This window comes from Streptomyces lacrimifluminis, from assembly GCF_014646095.1.
GTDB classification, from domain to species: Bacteria; Actinomycetota; Actinomycetes; order Streptomycetales; family Streptomycetaceae; genus Streptomyces; species Streptomyces lacrimifluminis.
The window spans coordinates 400,113-417,939 of record NZ_BMMU01000002.1 but is presented as its reverse complement, the minus strand read 5'-3'; the positions used below and the strand labels follow the sequence as shown (position 1 = coordinate 417,939).

General features: G+C 71.7%; 13 protein-coding genes. 10 read left to right on the top strand and 3 right to left on the bottom strand.

What is annotated here, in order from left to right:
• The first annotated feature begins 18 nt into the window (after window positions 1–18).
• The 3 genes from IEY89_RS04915 to mmpA all read left to right on the top strand — a co-directional run bounded on the left by IEY89_RS04915 (window position 19) and on the right by mmpA (window position 1,372).
• Complete coding sequence (locus IEY89_RS04915) at window positions 19–345, top strand: plasmid stabilization protein (RefSeq protein ID WP_189145996.1); 327 nt, start codon at window positions 19–21, stop codon at window positions 343–345.
• Between the two features lie 58 nt (window positions 346–403).
• Window positions 404–1,102 carry an endonuclease V gene (locus IEY89_RS04910; RefSeq protein ID WP_189145995.1) on the top strand — a complete coding sequence of 233 codons (699 nt, stop codon included), beginning with the start codon at window positions 404–406 and terminating at the stop codon, window positions 1,100–1,102.
• Between the two features lie 123 nt (window positions 1,103–1,225).
• Window positions 1,226–1,372: a morphogenic membrane protein MmpA gene (gene mmpA, locus IEY89_RS04905; RefSeq protein ID WP_189145994.1), complete on the top strand. Its 147-nt coding sequence runs from the start codon at window positions 1,226–1,228 to the stop codon at window positions 1,370–1,372.
• 30 nt (window positions 1,373–1,402) lie between these two features.
• On the opposite strand, the gene IEY89_RS04900 is transcribed toward mmpA, so the two are convergent.
• Window positions 1,403–2,590, bottom strand: a complete 1,188-nt coding sequence (locus IEY89_RS04900; RefSeq protein WP_189145993.1) for a saccharopine dehydrogenase family protein — start codon at window positions 2,588–2,590, stop codon at window positions 1,403–1,405.
• Between the two features lie 207 nt (window positions 2,591–2,797).
• Between IEY89_RS04900 and IEY89_RS04895 the strand changes: the two genes are divergently transcribed.
• The 5 genes from IEY89_RS04895 (at window position 2,798) to IEY89_RS04875 (ending at window position 11,195) form a co-directional block, all read left to right on the top strand.
• Entirely contained in the window at window positions 2,798–3,934 is a 1,137-nt protein-coding gene (locus IEY89_RS04895) for a CaiB/BaiF CoA transferase family protein (RefSeq protein ID WP_189145992.1), read from the top strand.
• Between the two features lie 46 nt (window positions 3,935–3,980).
• A complete protein-coding gene (locus tag IEY89_RS04890) occupies window positions 3,981–5,195 on the top strand; it encodes an acetyl-CoA C-acetyltransferase (protein WP_189145991.1) in 1,215 nt (404 codons plus the stop codon).
• Window positions 5,196–5,314: 119 nt separating this feature from the next.
• Window positions 5,315–7,489, top strand: a complete 2,175-nt coding sequence (locus tag IEY89_RS04885; RefSeq protein ID WP_189145990.1) for a 3-hydroxyacyl-CoA dehydrogenase NAD-binding domain-containing protein — start codon at window positions 5,315–5,317, stop codon at window positions 7,487–7,489.
• A 473-nt stretch (window positions 7,490–7,962) separates the two neighbouring features.
• Entirely contained in the window at window positions 7,963–9,915 is a 1,953-nt protein-coding gene (locus IEY89_RS04880) for a Xaa-Pro dipeptidyl-peptidase (RefSeq protein ID WP_189145989.1), read from the top strand.
• Complete coding sequence (locus IEY89_RS04875) at window positions 9,912–11,195, top strand: M14 family metallopeptidase (protein WP_189145988.1); 1,284 nt, start codon at window positions 9,912–9,914, stop codon at window positions 11,193–11,195. The genes IEY89_RS04880 and IEY89_RS04875 overlap by 4 nt, the downstream gene beginning before the upstream one ends.
• A 115-nt stretch (window positions 11,196–11,310) precedes the next feature.
• Here IEY89_RS04875 and IEY89_RS04870 read toward each other — a convergent pair whose 3' ends face one another.
• Window positions 11,311–12,240, bottom strand: a complete 930-nt coding sequence (locus IEY89_RS04870; RefSeq protein WP_189146106.1) for an FAD-dependent oxidoreductase — start codon at window positions 12,238–12,240, stop codon at window positions 11,311–11,313.
• A 90-nt stretch (window positions 12,241–12,330) separates the two neighbouring features.
• Here IEY89_RS04870 and IEY89_RS04865 point away from each other — a divergent pair, with 90 nt between their 5' ends.
• Window positions 12,331–13,383, top strand: a complete 1,053-nt coding sequence (locus IEY89_RS04865) for an oxidoreductase (protein ID WP_189145987.1) — start codon at window positions 12,331–12,333, stop codon at window positions 13,381–13,383.
• A gap of 48 nt (window positions 13,384–13,431) precedes the next feature.
• The gene (locus tag IEY89_RS04860) at window positions 13,432–15,075 is read left to right on the top strand and encodes an ABC-F family ATP-binding cassette domain-containing protein (protein WP_189145986.1); all 1,644 of its coding nucleotides are present in this window, start codon (window positions 13,432–13,434) and stop codon (window positions 15,073–15,075) included.
• A gap of 331 nt (window positions 15,076–15,406) precedes the next feature.
• On the opposite strand, the gene IEY89_RS04855 is transcribed toward IEY89_RS04860, so the two are convergent.
• Window positions 15,407–17,806, bottom strand: a complete 2,400-nt coding sequence (locus IEY89_RS04855; protein WP_189145985.1) for a Tex family protein — start codon at window positions 17,804–17,806, stop codon at window positions 15,407–15,409.
• Window positions 17,807–17,827: the final 21 nt, after the last annotated feature.

Below are 17,827 nucleotides of genomic sequence, written 5' to 3'. Positions count from 1 at the left end.
CCGAGGAGGCGAACGGTCATGCCACGTGGCGCGAGCCCCAAGCGGGAACGCCAGTACGAGCACATCAAGGACAGTGCGTTGGACCGGGGAGAGAGCGAGAAGCGCGCCGAGGAGATCGCCGCGCGGACCGTCAACAAGGAACGCGCCCGGTCCGGCGAGTCCAGGACCGCCAGCCGTACGTCCACCCAGGACATGTCGTCCGCCGAGCGCGGCGGGCAGCGCTCGCACAAGGGCGCCCAGGGGCCGACGTACGACCAGCTCTACGAGGAGGCCAGGAAGCGGAACGTGAACGGCCGCTCGGGCATGAACAAGGCGCAGCTGAAGAAGGCCCTCGGCGACAAGTGAGGCGGCGGGCGGCCAGCGGCGGAGGACCGGCCGGCGGGCCCGTACGCTCGTCGTCACCATGACGATGACGACGACCGTACCCCTTCCGGCGGGCTGGCCCACGACCGAGGAACGGGCCCGCGCGGTCCAGGACGAGCTGCGGCTGCGGGTGGTCCTGGACGAGCCGGGACCACCGCCCGGGACGGGTCACGTCACGGGCGTCGATGTCGCCTACGACGACGAGCGCGACCTCGTCGTGGCCGCCGCGGTCGTCCTGGACGCGGCGAGCCTCCACGTCGTCGCCGAGGCCACCGCCGCCGGGCGGGTCCCCTTCCCGTATGTGCCCGGCCTGCTCGCGTTCCGCGAGATCCCGGCCGTCCTGGCGGCCCTGGACGCGCTGCCCGTCCCGCCCGGCCTGGTCGTCTGCGACGGCTACGGCGTGGCCCATCCGCGCCGCTTCGGCCTCGCCAGCCACCTCGGCGTCCTCACCGGCCTCCCCACGATCGGCGTCGCGAAGAACCCGTTCACCTTCACGTACGAGGAGCCGGGTACCCGGCGCGGGGCTGCCTCCCCGCTCCTGGCGGGCGTGGAGGAGGTCGGCCGCGCCCTGCGCACCCGGGACGCGGTCAAACCGGTGTTCGTCTCGGTCGGCCACCGCACCTCCCTCGACACGGCCTGCGCCCACACCCTCGCGCTCACCCCGGAGTACCGCCTCCCGGAGACGACCCGCCGGGCGGACGCCCTGTGCAGACGGGCACTGAAGGAAGCGACCGCGTGACGGGAGCGACCGCCCGAGGCGCTCGGGCGATCGGACGGTCAGGTGATCCGGTGATCATCTGAGTACGTGTTCTGAGTATCTGTACGGATGTCGGCGGCCCTGAGCTGTCGGCAGGCTGTGCCCATGACCACGCACCGAGCCCCGAAACCCGTCGCCGGCCCCGCCCAGCCCGTCGAGCGGGCCGTCACGGCCGCACTGATCGTCGCCGTACTGGCGGGCCTCGCCTGGATCGGCGGCATGATCTACACGGTCACGGGCTGGGCCCAGTGAGCCCTCCTTGAGCTCCGGGCGCCCGGCCGGTCACCTGCCGGCCGCGACCCGGAACGTGATCCCCGCCTTGCGCAGGCGTTCGATCAACGCGTCGCCCATCGCCACGGCGGTGGTGACCTGACCAGCCGTCGCCGGGAGGTCGTCGAAGGCCAGGGAGAGCGCCGACTCGGCGAACATCTTCGCCGTCTCGTCGTAGCCGGGGTCGCCGCCCGCGACCTCCGTGAACACCCGCTGCCCGCCGCCCTCACCCACGAACCGCACCGAGAACCAGCTCTTCGCCCGCCGTTCCGCGCTCGGCCCGTCCCCCGGCTGCAGCCGCCCCGACAACCAGCGCCGCGCGGGCGGCAGTTGGGCCGCCGCGAACACCGCACCCGCCGCGGCGACCCCGCCCACCGCGAAGGGCAGCCGCCGCACCGCCGCGTAGTGGCGGTAACGGAAATCGGGGCCGTACCGTTCCAGCGCGCGTGCCGAACGCACGACCACCTGCGGGTCGATGGTGGGCAGCGGCAGCGCCCAGGCACCGACCTCCCCGGCGTACCGGGGTGCGCCCGCGGGGGCGGTCGCCCGGCGGCCCAGCAGCCGTGGCTCGTGGCGTCGGCGGTCACGTGCGGCGGCCAGCATCCGCGGTCCCCGGGAGAACTGGTTGAGGGCCGAGGCGAACGTGCCGCCCGAGAACATCCCCTCGGCGCGCACGAATCCGTCCACGGTCAGCGGCACGCCCTCGGGCAGCTGGGCGACGGTGAAGTACGCGCCGAGGTCGTGCGGGATCGAGTCGAAACCGCAGGCGTGCACCAGCCGGGCACCGGTCTCCCGCGCGCGGGTGTCGTGCCGGACGTACATCAGGTCGACGAACTCGGGCTCACCGCTGAGGTCGAGGTAGTCGGTGCCGGCGTCCGCGCAGGCGGCGACCAGTTCCTCGCCGTACGTCAGATAGGGGCCCACCGTCGTGGCCAGCACGCGCGCGTGCCCGGCGAGAGCGCGCAGCGAGACCGGATCGGACACGTCCGCCTCCAGCACCCCGACCTCGGCGGCCCTGCCGGCTCCCACCAGCCGCTCGCGCAACCGCTCCAGTCGGTCCCTGCTGCGGCCGGCCACCGCCCAGCGCAGACCGTCGGGCGCGTGTGCGGCGAGGTATTCGGCGGTGAGCGTGCCGACGAAGCCCGTGGCTCCGAACAGCACGATGTCGTACGGGTGTTCCACCCTGCTCGGCCTGTTCATGACACCCCTCGTTGTGCGTTCCGCGCCGTTGTCGGTGGTCGAGGCTAGCGTGAGGGGGAGTGGAGTCGTGCGGCCGGTCGTCGTCCGGATCGAAGCGGCTTGGCCAAGCGCTTGCTTAATCAACGACCGGTGAAACCTTGTGCGGAGCGGAACGCGTTCCTAGCATCGCTGGTGTCGCATCGGTTGTGTCACGGGAACGGGGGCTCGATGTCAGTGGCGGGGACGGCGGGAAGCGGCCCGCTCACCGGAGTGCGCGTGGTCGAACTGGCGGGGATCGGGCCCGGACCGTTCGCCGCCATGCTCCTCGCAGACCTGGGCGCCGACGTGGTCCGGGTGGACCGGCCCGGGGGTGCCGGACTCGCCGTCAACCCCGAGTACGACGTGACCAACCGCAACAAGCGGTCGGTGATCGTCGACCTGAAGGCGGCCGACGGCCCCTCCCGCGTCCTCGACCTGGCCGCCCGCGCCGACATCCTGGTCGAGGGCTACCGCCCCGGCGTCGCCGAGCGCCTCGGCATCGGACCCGAGACCTGCCACGCCCGCAACCCGAGGCTCGTCTACGGCCGGATGACGGGCTGGGGCCAGGAGGGCCCGCTCGCCCGCCGAGCCGGGCACGACATCGCCTACCTCGCTCCGACCGGCATCCTCGGCCTGATCGGCAGCCCGCAGGAACCGCCGCCCGTCCCGGCCAACCTCCTCGGCGACTACGCGGGCGGCTCCCTCTATCTCGTCGTCGGCGTCCTCTCCGCCCTCCACCACGCGCGCGCCACGGGCACCGGCCAGGTCGTGGACGCCGCGATCGTCGACGGCGCCGCCCACCTCGCCACGATGATCCACGGCATGCTCGCGGCGGGCGGCTGGCAGGACCGGCGCGGCGCTAACCTTCTCGACGGCGGCTGCCCGTACTACGGGACCTACGAGACCGCCGACGGCCGGTACATGGCGGTCGGCGCGCTGGAACCGCAGTTCTACGAGGAGTTCCTCGGCCTGCTCGGACTCCCGGAGCACTCCGGCGCCCGCAAGGACATCGCCCGCTGGAACGACCTGCGCGAGGCCGTCACCGCCCGCTTCAGGACCCGCACGAGGGACGAGTGGACGGCCGTCTTCGAGGGCTCCGACGCCTGCGTGGCGCCTGTCCTCTCGCTGCGCGAGGCCCCGCACCACCCGCACCTGGCCGCCCGCGGCACCTTCACCGACCACGGCGGCATCACCCAGCCGGCCCCCGCGCCCCGCTTCTCCGTCACCCCCACGTCGATCCACAGCGGCCCCGCCCAGCCCGGCGCCGACACGGCGGACGTGGCGCGCGACTGGGACGTGCCCCGACTCCTGCGGGACGGCGGCTGACCCTCTGCCGGCCCCGCTCGCCCAACCCACCCCGAAAGGCCCACCAGTGAGCACCGAAGCGTACGTGTACGACGCGATCCGCACCCCGCGCGGGCGTGGCAAGGCGAGCGGAGCGCTGCACGGCACCAAGCCCGTCGATCTCGTCGTCGGCCTCATCCACGAGATCGGGAACCGCTTCCCGGACCTCGACCCGGCCGCGATCGACGACATCGTGCTGGGCGTCGTCGGACCGGTCGGCGACCAGGGCTCCGACATCGCGCGGGTCGCCGCGGTCGTCGCCGGACTGCCGGACACGGTGGCGGGCGTCCAGGAGAACCGCTTCTGTGCGTCGGGCCTGGAGGCCGTCAACATGGCCGCCGCCAAGGTGCGTTCGGGCTGGGAGGACCTCGTTCTCGCGGGCGGTGTCGAGTCGATGTCACGGGTGCCGATGGGCTCGGACGGCGGCGCCTGGTTCAACGACCCGATGACCAACCTCGCCGCCGACTTCGTGCCGCAGGGCATCGGCGCCGACCTCATCGCCACCGTCGAGGGCTTCTCGCGGCGCGACGTCGACGAGTACGCGGCGCTGTCCCAGGAGCGGGCGGCGACGGCCTGGAAGGAGAGCCGCTTCGAGCGGTCCCTCGTCCCCGTGAAGGACCGCAACGGCCTCGTCGTCCTCGACCACGACGAGCACCTGCGCCCCGGCACCACCGCCGACTCACTGGCCCGGCTGAAGCCGTCGTTCGCGGACATCGGCGACCTGGGCGGCTTCGACGCCGTGGCGCTCCAGAAGTACCACTGGGTCGAGAAGATCGATCACGTCCACCACGCGGGCAACTCCTCCGGCATCGTGGACGGCGCCTCGCTGGTCGCCATCGGCTCCCGGGAGGTCGGCGAGCGCTACGGGCTGCGTCCGCGCGCGCGGATCGTCTCCGCCGCCGTCTCCGGGTCCGAGCCCACCATCATGCTCACCGGCCCGGCACCCGCCACCCGCAAGGCGCTCGCCAAGGCCGGACTGACCATCGACGACATCGACCTCGTCGAGATCAACGAGGCGTTCGCGGCCGTCGTCCTGCGCTTCGCCCGGGACATGGGCCTGTCTCTCGACAAGATCAACGTCAACGGCGGCGCCATCGCGCTCGGCCACCCGCTGGGCGCCACCGGCGCGATGATCCTCGGCACGCTCGTCGACGAGTTGGAGCGCCAGGGCAAGCGGTACGGCCTGGCCACGCTGTGCGTGGGCGGCGGCATGGGCATCGCGACGATCGTCGAACGGATCTGAACTCCCGGCGGAACCGGCAGAACCCGCAGACCGGGCGGAGTCGGTGAGACCGGCGCACGAGCGCTTCGGCCGACTCAGCGGCATCAAGAGACTTCTGAGCTTCTACGGAGACCCCCGTCATGACACAGAGCACCACCATCCGCTGGGAACAGGACCGCACCGGTCTCGTCACCCTCGTCCTCGACGACCCGGCCCAGTCCGCGAACACCATGAACCAGGCGTTCCGCGACTCCCTCGCGGTGGTCACCGACCGCCTGGAGGCCGAGAAGGACACGATCCGCGGCATCATCCTCACCTCCGCCAAGAAGACGTTCTTCGCGGGCGGCGACCTGCGCGACCTGATCCGGGTCACCCCCGACACGACCCAGGAACTGTTCGAGGGCGGCCTCGCCATCAAGCGCGACCTGCGTCGCATCGAGACCCTGGGCAAGCCGGTGGTCGCGGCGATGAACGGCGCGGCCCTGGGCGGCGGTTACGAGCTCGCGCTGGCCTGCCACCACCGGATCGCGCTCGACACGCCGGGCACGAAGATCGGCTGCCCCGAGGTCACCCTCGGTCTCCTCCCCGGAGGCGGCGGGATCGTCCGTACGGTACGCCTGCTGGGCATCGCCGACGCGCTGCTGAAGGTGCTGCTCCAGGGCACCCAGTACAGCCCGCAGCGCGCCCTGAAGAACGGCCTGATCGACGAAGTGGCCGCCACCCAGGACGAGTTGATGGCCAAGGCCCGCGCCTTCATCGACGCCAACCCCGAGTCGCGACAGCCCTGGGACAGGCCCGGCTACCGCATCCCTGGCGGCACCCCGGCCAGCCCCGGGTTCGCGGCGAACCTGCCCGCCTTCCCCGCCAATCTGCGCAAGCAGACGAACGGCGCGCCCTACCCGGCCCCGCGCAGCATCCTCGCGGCGGCCGTCGAGGGCGCCCAGGTCGACTTCGAGACCGCACAGGTCATCGAGGCCCGCTACTTCGTGGAACTGGCCGCCGGACAGACCGCGAAGAACATGATCCAGGCGTTCTTCTTCGACCTCCAGGCCGTCAACTCGGGCGCCAACCGCCCCAAGGGCGTCGAGCCGCGCCCCGTCCGGAAGGTGGCGGTCCTCGGCGCCGGGATGATGGGCGCGGGCATCGCCTACTCGTGTGCCCGCGCGGGCATCGACGTCGTCCTCAAGGACGTGTCGGCCCAAGCGGCGGCCCGGGGGAAGAACTACTCCGAGAAGCTGTGCGCGAAGGCCGTCTCCCGGGGACGTACGAGCAGGGAGAAGGCGGACGAGCTGCTGGCTCGGATCACACCGACCGCTGATCCGCAGGACGTGGCCGGCTGCGACGCGGTCATCGAGGCGGTCTTCGAGGACCCGGCCCTGAAGCACAAGGTGTTCCAGGAGATCCAGCACCTCGTCGCACCGGACGCGCTGCTGTGCTCCAACACCTCCACACTGCCCATCAGCGCCCTCGCCGAAGGCGTCGAACGCCAGGGCGACTTCGTCGGGCTGCACTTCTTCTCGCCGGTCGACAGGATGCCACTCGTCGAGATCATCAAGGGCGAACGGACGGGCCAGGAGGCGCTGGCGCGGGCCTTCGACCTGGTCCGTCAGATCAGGAAGACCCCGATCGTCGTCAACGACTCGCGCGGCTTCTTCACCTCACGGGTCATCGGGCACTTCATCAACGAGGGCGTGGCGATGGTCGGCGAGGGCATCGAGCCCGCGTCGGTCGAACAGGCGGCGGCGCAGGCCGGTTACCCGGCGAAGGTGCTGTCCCTCATGGACGAACTGACGCTGACGCTGCCGCGCAAAATCCGGGCGGAGTCCAGGCGGGCGGTGGAGGAGGCGGGCGGCACATGGCAGACGCATCCCGCGGAGGCGGTGATCGACCGCATGGTGGACGAGTTCGGGCGTACCGGGCGGAGCGGGGGCGGGGGGTTCTACGAGTACGGGGAGGACGGCAAGCGGGCCGGGCTGTGGCCGGGACTGCGCGAGCACTTCACACGTGAGGGCGCGCGGATCCCCTTCGTGGACATGCAGGAACGCATGCTGTTCTCGGAGGCGCTGGACACGGTGAGGCTGGTGGAGGAGGGCGTGCTGACGTCGGTCGCCGACGCCAACATCGGCTCGATCTTCGGGATCGGGTTCCCGGGCTGGACGGGGGGTGTCCTGCAGTACATCAACGGTTACGAGGGCGGCCTGCCCGGGTTCGTCGCACGGTCGCGTGAGTTGGCCGAGCGGTACGGGGAGCGGTTCGCCCCGCCGGCGCTGCTGGTGGAGAAGGCGGCGAAGGGGGAGGGGTTCGGGGACGGTTAGGAAGCCGGACGGGGCAAAAACGCCGCCCGGCGTCGAGAGGATTGGAGTGCTCCCGGCGATCGGACTCAGGCACCAGCGCGCGGGACGTCGTGTCCGCCGTTGCCGTATGCCGGGTAGCAGGGGTCGCCGATGCCCGACGCCCGATGCCCCAGGGACTCGGCTCGCGGCCGATGCCGGGATCGGCGGGCAGCCGGGAGGCCGTGAGCGCGCCGGGGGCGATGAGTCTGCGGCGCACGAGAGCTCCAGGCCGTAGAGGCAGCCGTAGCCGGGGAGGCGCGCGAAGTCCGTCCCGAGCGTGTTCGTTCCCCGTCCCTCCGAGCGCGTCCACGGCCACCGGTGTCACACGATCGCGGTTCGCCCACCACCCACTGCCCGTCCCACAGGCACTTCTCAGCCACCCCCGGTCGGTTCACTCCCGCCCGCCCCTCAGCTGCCTTCTTCTGTACGGGAGTTGACCGATGTACCGTCCGCGCATGCCGATACGCACGCGCCTCACGGCCTGGAGAACGCTCGCCGTGGCGGCCACCGCCGCCCTCACGGCCGCCCTGCTCACCCCGGCCGTCGCCCACAGCGCCCCACGGGAGAGCAGACCCGTCTACTCCTACGACAACGCGATCCGCGAGGCCGTCTGGGTGGACACCGGACTCGACGGCGACAGCGACGGGAGGACCGACCGCGTCGCCGTCGACATCGTCAGACCGCGCGAACCCGCCGCGCAGGGCCGCAGGATACCCGTGATCATGGACGCCAGCCCCTACTACTCCTGCTGCGGACGCGGCAACGAGGGCCAGCGCAAGACGTACGACGCGAGCGGCAACGTTGTCCAGATGCCGCTGTTCTACGACAACTACTTCGTGCCACGCGGCTACGCCTTCGTCGGCGTGGACCTGGCCGGAACCAACCGCTCCGACGGCTGCGTCGACGTCGGCGGACGCTCCGACGTCCAGTCCGCGAAGGCCGTCGTCGACTGGCTGAACGGCCGCGCCAAGGGCTACACCAGCCGCACGGGCACCGACCGCGCCAAGGCGACCTGGACCAACGGCAAGACAGGCATGATCGGCAAGAGCTACGACGGCACGATCGCCAACGGCGTCGCCGCCACCGGGGTCGAGGGCCTGAAGACGATCGTCCCGATCAGCGCCATCTCCTCCTGGTACGACTACTACTTCGCCAAGGGCGCCCCGCTCTACGACTCCGGCCCCGAATGGCTGTCCGACTACGTCAACAGCCCGGCCGCCCGCGCCAAGTGCGCCGCCGTACAGCAGAGGATCGTCGACGGGACCCCTCGTACCGGTGACCGGACATCCTTCTGGAGCGAGCGCGACTACGTGAAGGACGCCCGGAAGGTCAGGGCCAGCGTCTTCGTCATCCATGGTCAGCAGGACCTCAACGTCCGCCCCAAGCACTTCGGCCAGTGGTGGGACGCCCTCGCGAAGCGCGGCGTCGAGCGCAAGATCTGGCTCTCCCAGACCGGCCACGTCGACCCCTTCGACTTCCGCCGCGCCGCCTGGGTCGACACCCTGCACCGCTGGTTCGACCATGAACTCCTCGGCTACGACAACGGCATCGACGACGAGCCCATGGCCGACGTCGAACGCCACCCCGACCAGTGGGTCACCTCGACCGTCTGGCCTCCCCGTGCCGCACAGACGGTGAGCCTGCGTCCCGGCACCGGCGAACAGCCCGGCGTCGGCACCCTGGGCCTGCGGGGACAGTCCGGCACGGCGGCGTTCACCGACGACCCGAGCCTGAGCGAGACCGACTGGTCGGCGCGGATCGACAGCGCCACGCCCGGCAAGGCCGGCTTCATCACCAGGCCGCTCACCAGGGACCTGCGCGTATCGGGCTCGTCCACGGTGACCGTGCGGGCCACCCCGAGCACCTTGACGGCCCATCTGACCGCCGTCCTGGTCGACCTCGGCCCCGACACCATCCGGGACTACGCCGACGCCGCCGAGGGCATCACCACGCTCACCGACCGCACCTGCTGGGGCCCGAGCACCGCCGGCGACAGCTCCTGCTTCCGCTCGACGCAGGCGAGGACAACTCCCGTCGACTACACGATCTTCAGCCGGGGCTGGGCCGACCTGGGCAACCACGCCTCGGCCACGAAGGGTGTCCCGCTGACCCCGGGCAAGCCCTACACGATCACCCTCGACCTGCACGCGAGCGACCACGTCGTCCCGGCGGGCCACCGACTCGCCCTGATCGTCGCGGGCACGGACAAGGACCTCATCGACCCCCCGTCGACCACCCCGACGCTGACGCTCGACCTGTCCCGTACGACGGCCAGGGTCCCGCTCGTCGGCGGTGCGGGCGCGTTCGCACGGGCCACGGCGGGCACGGTGACGGCCACCCCGAGCCCGTCCCTCCTCGACGGCGTCCGCGACCCGCGCGCCGCCCACCGCATACCGGGAGCCGTATGAAAGCGCTCGCGGTCGCGGTGATCGCCGCCGCCCTCGCCGCACCCCTGCTGTCGGCCCCCGTCCACGCGGCCGAGGACCGAAGCCGGGCTCCACGCACCGGATTCGAGCAGACGAACGGTGCCCGCTGGACCAGCCAACCCGAGGAGCAGGGCTTCCTCGCCGCCGTCGACCGGGCGAGCGACCGCGTGACGCTCACCCGCATCGGCACCACCGAGCAGAACCGCCCCCTGCGACTCGTACGCATCGGCGAACGCCCCGCCACCCGCACCGTGCTGCTCATCTGCAGCCAGCACGGCGACGAACCGTCCGGCCGGGAGGCCTGTCTCACGACGATCCGCGACCTGGCGTACGCGAAGGACGCGCGGACCAAGGCGTTCCTGTCGCGCACCACCGTTCTCGTCGTCCCCACGGCCAACCCCGACGGGCGGGCAGCCGGCACCCGGGGCAACAGCGACGGCGTCGACGTCAACCGCGACCATCTGTCCCTGCGGACGGCGGAAGCCCGGGCGATGGCGGCGGTCCTCCGCGACCGCAGGCCCGACGTGGTCTACGACCTGCACGAGTACGGGGCGACGCCCCCGTACTACGACAAGGACCTGTTCGACCTCTGGCCGCGCAACCTCAACACCGACACGGCCGTGCACGCCGAGGCACAGACCCTGTCGCAGACGTACGTACGGCCGGCCGCCCAGAGCGCCGGGTTCACGACCGGTACGTACGGCATCTGGACCGACCCCGTCACCGGTGACCCGATCCGGCAGGTCGCCGGGGACGGTCAGGAACGCATCCTGCGGAACATCTCCGGTGTGAAGCACGCGGTCGGGCTGCTGATCGAGAGCCGCGTCGAACCGTCGACGGAGGGGACACCGGAGCCGGACAACAACCGACGCCGGGTGAACTCCCAACTCGGCGCGCTGAAAGGGCTGTTCAGCTTCGCGGGTGAGCGGGGCAGGCAGGTCGACGCGGTCACGGGCGCCGCCCGGCTGGCCGGACACCGGGACACCGGCCCGGTCTACCTCGGGGGCGCGGACAACGATCCGGCCGAACCCGCCGAGGTGATCGAGAATCCGGCGTGCGGCTATCGGCTCACCGGGGACCAGTACACGGAGGTGGCCGACGAACTCGCGCTGCACGGAGTGCGGGTACGGCGGGACAACGACGGGGCGGGGACCGGAGCTTACGTGCCGCTGCGCCAGTCGCTGCGCGCCCTCGTGCCGCTGCTTCTCGACGAGCGGGCGCCGTACCACCTGACGGCGGGGGAGGCGGACACCGGCTGCTGAACGGGGCGGTGCCGTTGAAGTGCGGGTGCGAACCCGCGCCCCCAGGGGCGCGGGGAACCGCACGACCGGCCTCCACCGGCCCGCAGCGACACGAACCACGTGGCCCGTCGATCGCTCAGTCCTCGCAGAGCCGCGCAGCGTCCTGCGCGCATCCCCACGCGACCGTGATCCCCGCGCCGCCGTGTCCGTAGTTGTGCACCAACACCTGCCCGTCGGGGAGGAGCTCGCGGTCCAGACGTACCGCGTGGCGGGTGGGCCGCAGCCCCGTCCGGTGGCCGAGCACCCGCGCCCCGGCTATCTCCGGCCGCACCTGCGCACAGCGCCGCACGATCTCCTCGGCCACCGCCGGATCGGGCACGAGCGACCACTCGTCCTCCTCGGCCGTGCCGCCCAGTATCAGGCCGCCGGGCTGCGGAAAGAAGTACGTGCTCTTGGCGTCGTTGTGCCCCGCCGACGCGAACCACGTCGTGATCCCAGGGTTCTCCACGACGACCAACTGCCCCCGCACGGGACGCACGGCCGGGTCGGGCACGAGATCGCGCGCACCGAGCCCCGTGCAGTTGACGACGACGTCCACCCTGCCCGCATCGCCCGACCCACCGGCCTCGGCGAGATCCTTGACGGATCGTTTCTCCACCACTCCACCCGCCGCGAGGAACCGCTCCCGCAGCCACCCCAGATGCACCGGCATGTCGATCAACGGCAGCCGCGCCCGGAGGCCCTCGTCCGTCTCCCGCAACTCGGGTACCCGAGCCGCCCACGATCCCAGCTCGTCCAGCCGCAGCCCGGCCTGTACACCCTCGACCATGCGTACGCCCGTCTCCCCGGGCCGGTCCGCCAATCCCTCGTAGACCGACAGCGACGCGAGCGCCCACTCCCCGGCGAGCGCCTCCGGCTCGATCCGGTACGGCCACCACAGCGCGCCCGCAACTGCCGAGGTGGTCCGCTCGGCGGGCTCCCGCGCCCACACCCGGACCCGGCGCCCACGCTCGGCCAGCACCACCGCCGTCGTCAGGCCGATGACCCCGCCGCCGACCACGATCACTTCACCACTCCGCCGCTTCTCCACCGGGGGACCGTAGCGGAATATGTCATGCCGTGCTCAGATCGGTCCCCGTCTGGGGATACTCACAGCATGTCTGCCGACTACGCGACCTTCGGCCTGGCACCGGCGATGCGTGCCGGTGGAGTCCTCGCCAACGGTGACTACCAGGTCCACCGGGACTTCCTCGACTTCATCGTCGACGGCCGCCCCCTCCTCTACCAGCTGTCCGACCTCGACGCGGTCTCCCCGCTCGCCTCCGACATCCCGCCCGCGATCTTCACCGCCCAGGTCCGCGGCCTGCTCCTGGAGGCCGACGCACCCCTGGTGGGCGGCCGTTACGTCATCTACGGCTGTCCCGAGTGCGCCGACCTGGCATGCGGCGCCGTGACGGCGGCCATCGCGAAGGACGGCGACGACTACGTCTGGCGAGACTTCGCCTGGCAGACGGACACCCACGCCGACCTGGAGCGCAACGGCTACCACGGCATCGGACCCTTCCGTTTCCCGGGCGCCGAGTACCGGGAAGTGCTCGGCGCCCTCCTGGACACCGCGGAGACCGCCGAGGAGGCGCACTCCGCCGAGTCCGGTGCGGCCCGCCGCCGGGTCCTGCTGATCGGCGCCCGCGTCGCCGTCCTCGCCAAGCTGGCCGCCGCCCTGCGCACCATCGGCATCGGCGCCGACATCACCCGGGACGCCACGGACGTCCCCGCCGACGAACTGCGCGGCTACGGCGCCGTCGCCTTCGGCCGCGCGATCGACGAGGAGGAACGTGCCGCCGTACGCCGCTCCTTCGACCACGCGGGCGTCGAGGTGGCGTACGTCGACGGTCTCGCCCCGATCATCCCGCTCCTCGTCGCCCAGATCGAACACGCCCTGGACCGCAGCCCCTTGGAACAACGCCGCCTCACCCGCCTGGTCGCCGCCGACGGCGAGGCGGGCATAGAGGTCACCTCCACCTGCCGCGTCCACCTCACCGCGTACCGCCTGGACCGGCTGTACCGCACCCACACGCTCGATGTCTTCGACGGCATCCTCGAACCCGGCCGGCACCGCATCGCCCTGGACGCGAAGGCGGTGAAGGGGGAGTCGTTCCTCGTGGCACGTTCCGCGGGAACCGTCCTGGTGGAGCCCATGGCCCGGTGAAATACGGGACGCGGGGCACCGCGCGCGGCAGCTAGGATCGGCTTTCTGATGACTGCCACTCTCGTCGCCAAGAACCTCGCCGCCGGCCACGGCGACCGCTCGCTCTTCTCCGGGCTCGACCTCGTCGTCGCCCCCGGAGACGTGATCGGGCTCGTCGGTGCCAACGGCGCGGGCAAGTCCACGCTGCTCAGGATGCTGGCCGGGCTGCTCCCGCCCGAGGAGGGCGAACTGCGCCTGTCACCGCCGAGCGCGAGCGTCGGCCATCTCCCGCAGGAGCCGGAGCGCCGGGAGGGCGAGACCGTCCGCGAGTTCCTCGCGCGCCGCACGGGCGTGGCGGAGGCCCAGCGGGTGATGGACGAGGCGACACAGGCGCTGGTGGACGGCTCCCCGGGCGCGGACGACGCGTACTCGGTGAGCCTGGAGCGCTGGCTCGACCTCGGCGGCGCCGACCTGGACGAACGGGCGGAGGAGGTCGCCGGCTCCCTGGCCCTCACCGTGGACCTGGACCAGCCGATGACGTCCCTCTCGGGCGGCCAGGCGGCAAGGGCGGGCCTCGCCTCCCTGCTCCTCTCCCGCTACGACGTCTTCCTCCTCGACGAGCCGACGAACGACCTGGACCTCGACGGCCTGGAGCGCCTGGAGCGCTTCGTCAAGGGTCTGCGCGCCGGCACCCTCGTCGTCAGCCACGACCGCGAGTTCCTCACCCGCACGGTCACCAAGGTCCTCGAACTCGACCTCGTCCAGCAGCAGATCAAGCTGTACGGCGGCGGTTACGAGGCCTATCTGGAGGAACGGGACGTCGCCCGCAGGCACGCCCGCGACGACTTCGAGGAGTACGCCGACAAGCGGTCCGCGCTCCAGGACCGGGCCCAGATGCAGCGCGGCTGGATGGACAAGGGCGTCAAGAACGCCCGGCGCAAGGCGAACAACGACAACGACAAGATCGGCCGCAAGTTCCGCAGCGAGGCCAGCGAGAAGCAGGCCTCGAAGGCCCGCCAGACCCAGCGCATGATCGAACGCCTGGATGTGGTCGAGGAGCCGCGCAAGGAGTGGGAACTGCGCATGGAGATCGCGGCGGCCCCGCGCTCCGGCTCGGTGGTCGCGACCCTGCGGGACGCGGAGGTGCGCCGCGCGGGCTTCACCCTCGGCCCGGTGACCCTGCAGATCGACTGGGCCGACCGGATCGCGGTCACGGGCGCGAACGGCGCCGGCAAGTCGACCCTGCTGGGTGCCCTACTGGGCCGGGTCCCGCTGGACGCGGGCCACGCCACGCTCGGCTCGGGTGTGGTGGTCGGCGAGGTGGACCAGGCCCGCAAGCTCTTCCTCGGTCCCGAGGCGCTGCTGGACGCGTTCTGCGAGGCGGTCCCCGACACGGAACCGGCGGAGGTCCGCACGCTCCTGGCCAAGTTCGGCCTGAAGTCGGAGCACGTCCTGCGCCCGGCGGCGACCCTGTCCCCGGGCGAGCGCACCCGGTCGGCCCTGGCGCTCCTCCAGGGGAGGGGCGTCAACCTCCTCGTCCTGGACGAGCCGACCAACCACCTCGACCTCCCGGCCATCGAACAACTGGAACAGGCCCTCGACACCTACGAGGGCACCCTGCTCCTGGTGACCCATGACCGCCGGATGCTGGACGCGGTACAGGTGACCCGCCGCTTCGAGGTGGCGGACGGCAAGGTGTCGGAGCTGCCGTAGTTCGCTCGGATGAGGGCCCGGTGGGGGCTGGTCGCGCAGTTCCCCGCGCCTCTGAAAGCCCGTCCGTCCCGATTCGTTCGGCTGTGGGCCGGTGGGGGTTGAGCGCGCAGTTCCCCGCGCGCCTGTCGGGTTGCCCCAGGCGGGCGGAGTTCGCGGGTACCGGGCTGCGGGCACGGCAGGGCATAGCTGCGGGCATGCGTGCCGCCAGGGGCGGCACGGGTGGGTGCAGGCGGCGCCCCGTTGACGCCGGGCCGCGCGACCCACCCGTACCTCAGCACCAGCACCGGGTGCCCGCACGATCAGGGCACCCGGCACCAAGCTCCGCCAAGCCTCACCGCCGCTTCGGATCCACCAACCCAGCCTTCCGCAACGCATCAGCCATCGCACTGTTCCCCGGCGCGGGCGCCTGCTGCCGACCCCCTCCGCCCCCTTGACCCTGGCCCTGCTGTCGCTGCCGAGGCTGCGGCGGACGCCCGCCGCGCTGAGGCCGCCCACCGCCGCCCTGCTGCCCCTGTCCCTGCCCCTGCCCCTGCCCCTCGCCGGAGGCCACCGCCTCGTCGTCCAGCCGCAGCGTCAGCGAGATCCGCTTCCGCGGGATGTCGACGTCGAGCACCTTCACCTTCACGATGTCACCGGACTTCACGACATCGTGCGGGTCCTTCACGAACGTCCTGGACATCGCGGACACATGCACCAGCCCGTCCTGGTGGACGCCGACATCCACGAACGCCCCGAAGGCGGCCACGTTCGTGACGACCCCCTCCAGCACCATCCCGGAGGACAGGTCCCCGATCTTCTCGACCCCGTCCTTGAACGTCGCCGTCTTGAAGGCGGGCCGCGGGTCGCGCCCGGGCTTCTCCAGCTCGCGCAGAATGTCCGTCACCGTCGGCAGGCCGAACTTCTCGTCGACGAAGTCATCGGGACGCAGCGACCGCAGCACCGCCGTGTTCCCTACCAGCGACGCCACCCCGCTCCCCGCCTGCTTCACCATCCGGCGCACCACCGGATACGCCTCCGGGTGCACACTGGACGCGTCCAGCGGGTCGTCCCCACCCCGGATCCGCAGGAACCCCGCGCACTGCTCGTACGCCTTCGGCCCGAGCCGCGCGACACTCTTCAGCTGGGACCGTGACGTGAACGGCCCGTTCGCGTCACGGTGCGCCACGATGTTCTCCGCCAGCCCGGAGGAGATGCCGGACACCCGCGAGAGCAGCGGCGTGGACGCCGTGTTGACGTCGACACCGACCCCGTTCACACAGTCCTCGACCACCGCGTCCAGCGACCGCGACAGCTTCACCTCGGACAGGTCGTGCTGGTACTGCCCTACCCCGATCGACTTCGGGTCGATCTTCACCAGCTCGGCCAGCGGGTCCTGCAGCCGCCGTGCGATCGACACCGCCCCGCGCAGCGACACATCCATGCCCGGCAGCTCCTGCGAGGCGAACGCCGACGCCGAGTACACGGACGCGCCCGCCTCGGACACCATCACCTTGGTGAGGTTCAACTCCGGGTGTTTGGCGATGAGTTCACCGGCGAGCTTGTCCGTCTCGCGGGAGGCCGTACCGTTGCCGATCGCGATCAGGTCGACCGAGTGCTCCTTGGCGAGCCGCGCCAGCCTGGCGAGAGCCTCGTCCCACTTGTTCGCCGGTACGTGGGGATGGATCACGTCCGTGGCGACGGCCTTGCCCGTCGAGTCCACCACGGCCACCTTCACGCCCGTACGGAACCCGGGGTCCAGCCCCAGCGTCGCGCGCGTGCCGGCCGGGGCGGCGAGCAGCAGGTCGCGCAGGTTCGCCGCGAACACGTTGACCGCCTCGTCCTCCGCGACCGTACGCAGCCGAAGGCGCACGTCGATGCCGAGGTGAACCAGGATCCGGGTCCGCCAGGCCCAACGGACGGTGTCCTTGAGCCACTTGTCGCCGGGACGGCCGCGGTCGGCGATCCCGAAACGGTGGGCGATGATCCCCTCGTACGAGGAAGGACCCTCCGTCGGCTCCTCCGGCTCCAGGACCAGATCGAGGACGTCCTCCTTCTCGCCGCGCAGCATCGCGAGGATGCGGTGCGAGGGGAGAGCGGTGAAGGGCTCGGTGAAGTCGAAGTAGTCGGCGAACTTCGCGCCGGCCTCCTCCTTGCCCTCCTTCACCTTGGCGGCAAGCCGCCCGCGCACCCACATGCGTTCGCGCACCTCGCCGATCAGGTCGGCGTCCTCCGAGAAGCGCTCGGTGAGGATCGAGCGGGCGCCGTCCAGCGCGGCCTGCGCGTCGGCGACGCCCTTGTCGGCGTCGACGAAGGCCGCCGCCGCGGCGAGCGGGTCGACGGACGGGTCCCCGAGCAGTCCCTCGGCCAGCGGCTCCAGGCCCGCCTCGCGCGCGATCTGCGCCTTTGTGCGCCGCTTCGGCTTGAAGGGCAGGTAGATGTCCTCCAGACGGGCCTTCGTCTCGGCACCGCGGATCTGCGCCTCGACCTCGGCCGTCAGCTTGCCCTGTTCGCGCACCGAGTCGAGGATCGCGGCCCGCCGCTCCTCCAGCTCCCGCAGATAGCGCAGCCGCTCCTCCAACGTGCGCAGCTGCGCATCGTCGAGCATCTCGGTCGCTTCCTTGCGGTAGCGGGCGATGAAGGGCACCGTCGAGCCGCCGTCGAGCAACTCGACGGCGGCCCTCACCTGCCGCTCCCGTACGCCGAGTTCCTCGGCGATCCTGCCTTCGATGGACCCTACGAGGGGTGTCGTCACGATCCCGTACCGCCTTCTCCA

Excerpts from the sequence above, each read along its gene's own strand:
- IEY89_RS04915 (WP_189145996.1), top strand. The coding sequence starts at position 19 with ATGCCACGTGGCGCGAGCCCCAAGCGGGAACGCCAGTACGAGCACATC.
- IEY89_RS04910 (WP_189145995.1), top strand. The coding sequence starts at position 404 with ATGACGATGACGACGACCGTACCCCTTCCGGCGGGCTGGCCCACGACC.
- mmpA (WP_189145994.1), top strand. The coding sequence starts at position 1,226 with ATGACCACGCACCGAGCCCCGAAACCCGTCGCCGGCCCCGCCCAGCCC.
- IEY89_RS04900 (WP_189145993.1), bottom strand. The coding sequence starts at position 2,590 with ATGAACAGGCCGAGCAGGGTGGAACACCCGTACGACATCGTGCTGTTC.
- IEY89_RS04895 (WP_189145992.1), top strand. The coding sequence starts at position 2,798 with ATGTCAGTGGCGGGGACGGCGGGAAGCGGCCCGCTCACCGGAGTGCGC.
- IEY89_RS04885 (WP_189145990.1), top strand. The coding sequence starts at position 5,315 with ATGACACAGAGCACCACCATCCGCTGGGAACAGGACCGCACCGGTCTC.
- IEY89_RS04880 (WP_189145989.1), top strand. The coding sequence starts at position 7,963 with ATGCCGATACGCACGCGCCTCACGGCCTGGAGAACGCTCGCCGTGGCG.
- IEY89_RS04875 (WP_189145988.1), top strand. The coding sequence starts at position 9,912 with ATGAAAGCGCTCGCGGTCGCGGTGATCGCCGCCGCCCTCGCCGCACCC.
- IEY89_RS04865 (WP_189145987.1), top strand. The coding sequence starts at position 12,331 with ATGTCTGCCGACTACGCGACCTTCGGCCTGGCACCGGCGATGCGTGCC.
- IEY89_RS04860 (WP_189145986.1), top strand. The coding sequence starts at position 13,432 with ATGACTGCCACTCTCGTCGCCAAGAACCTCGCCGCCGGCCACGGCGAC.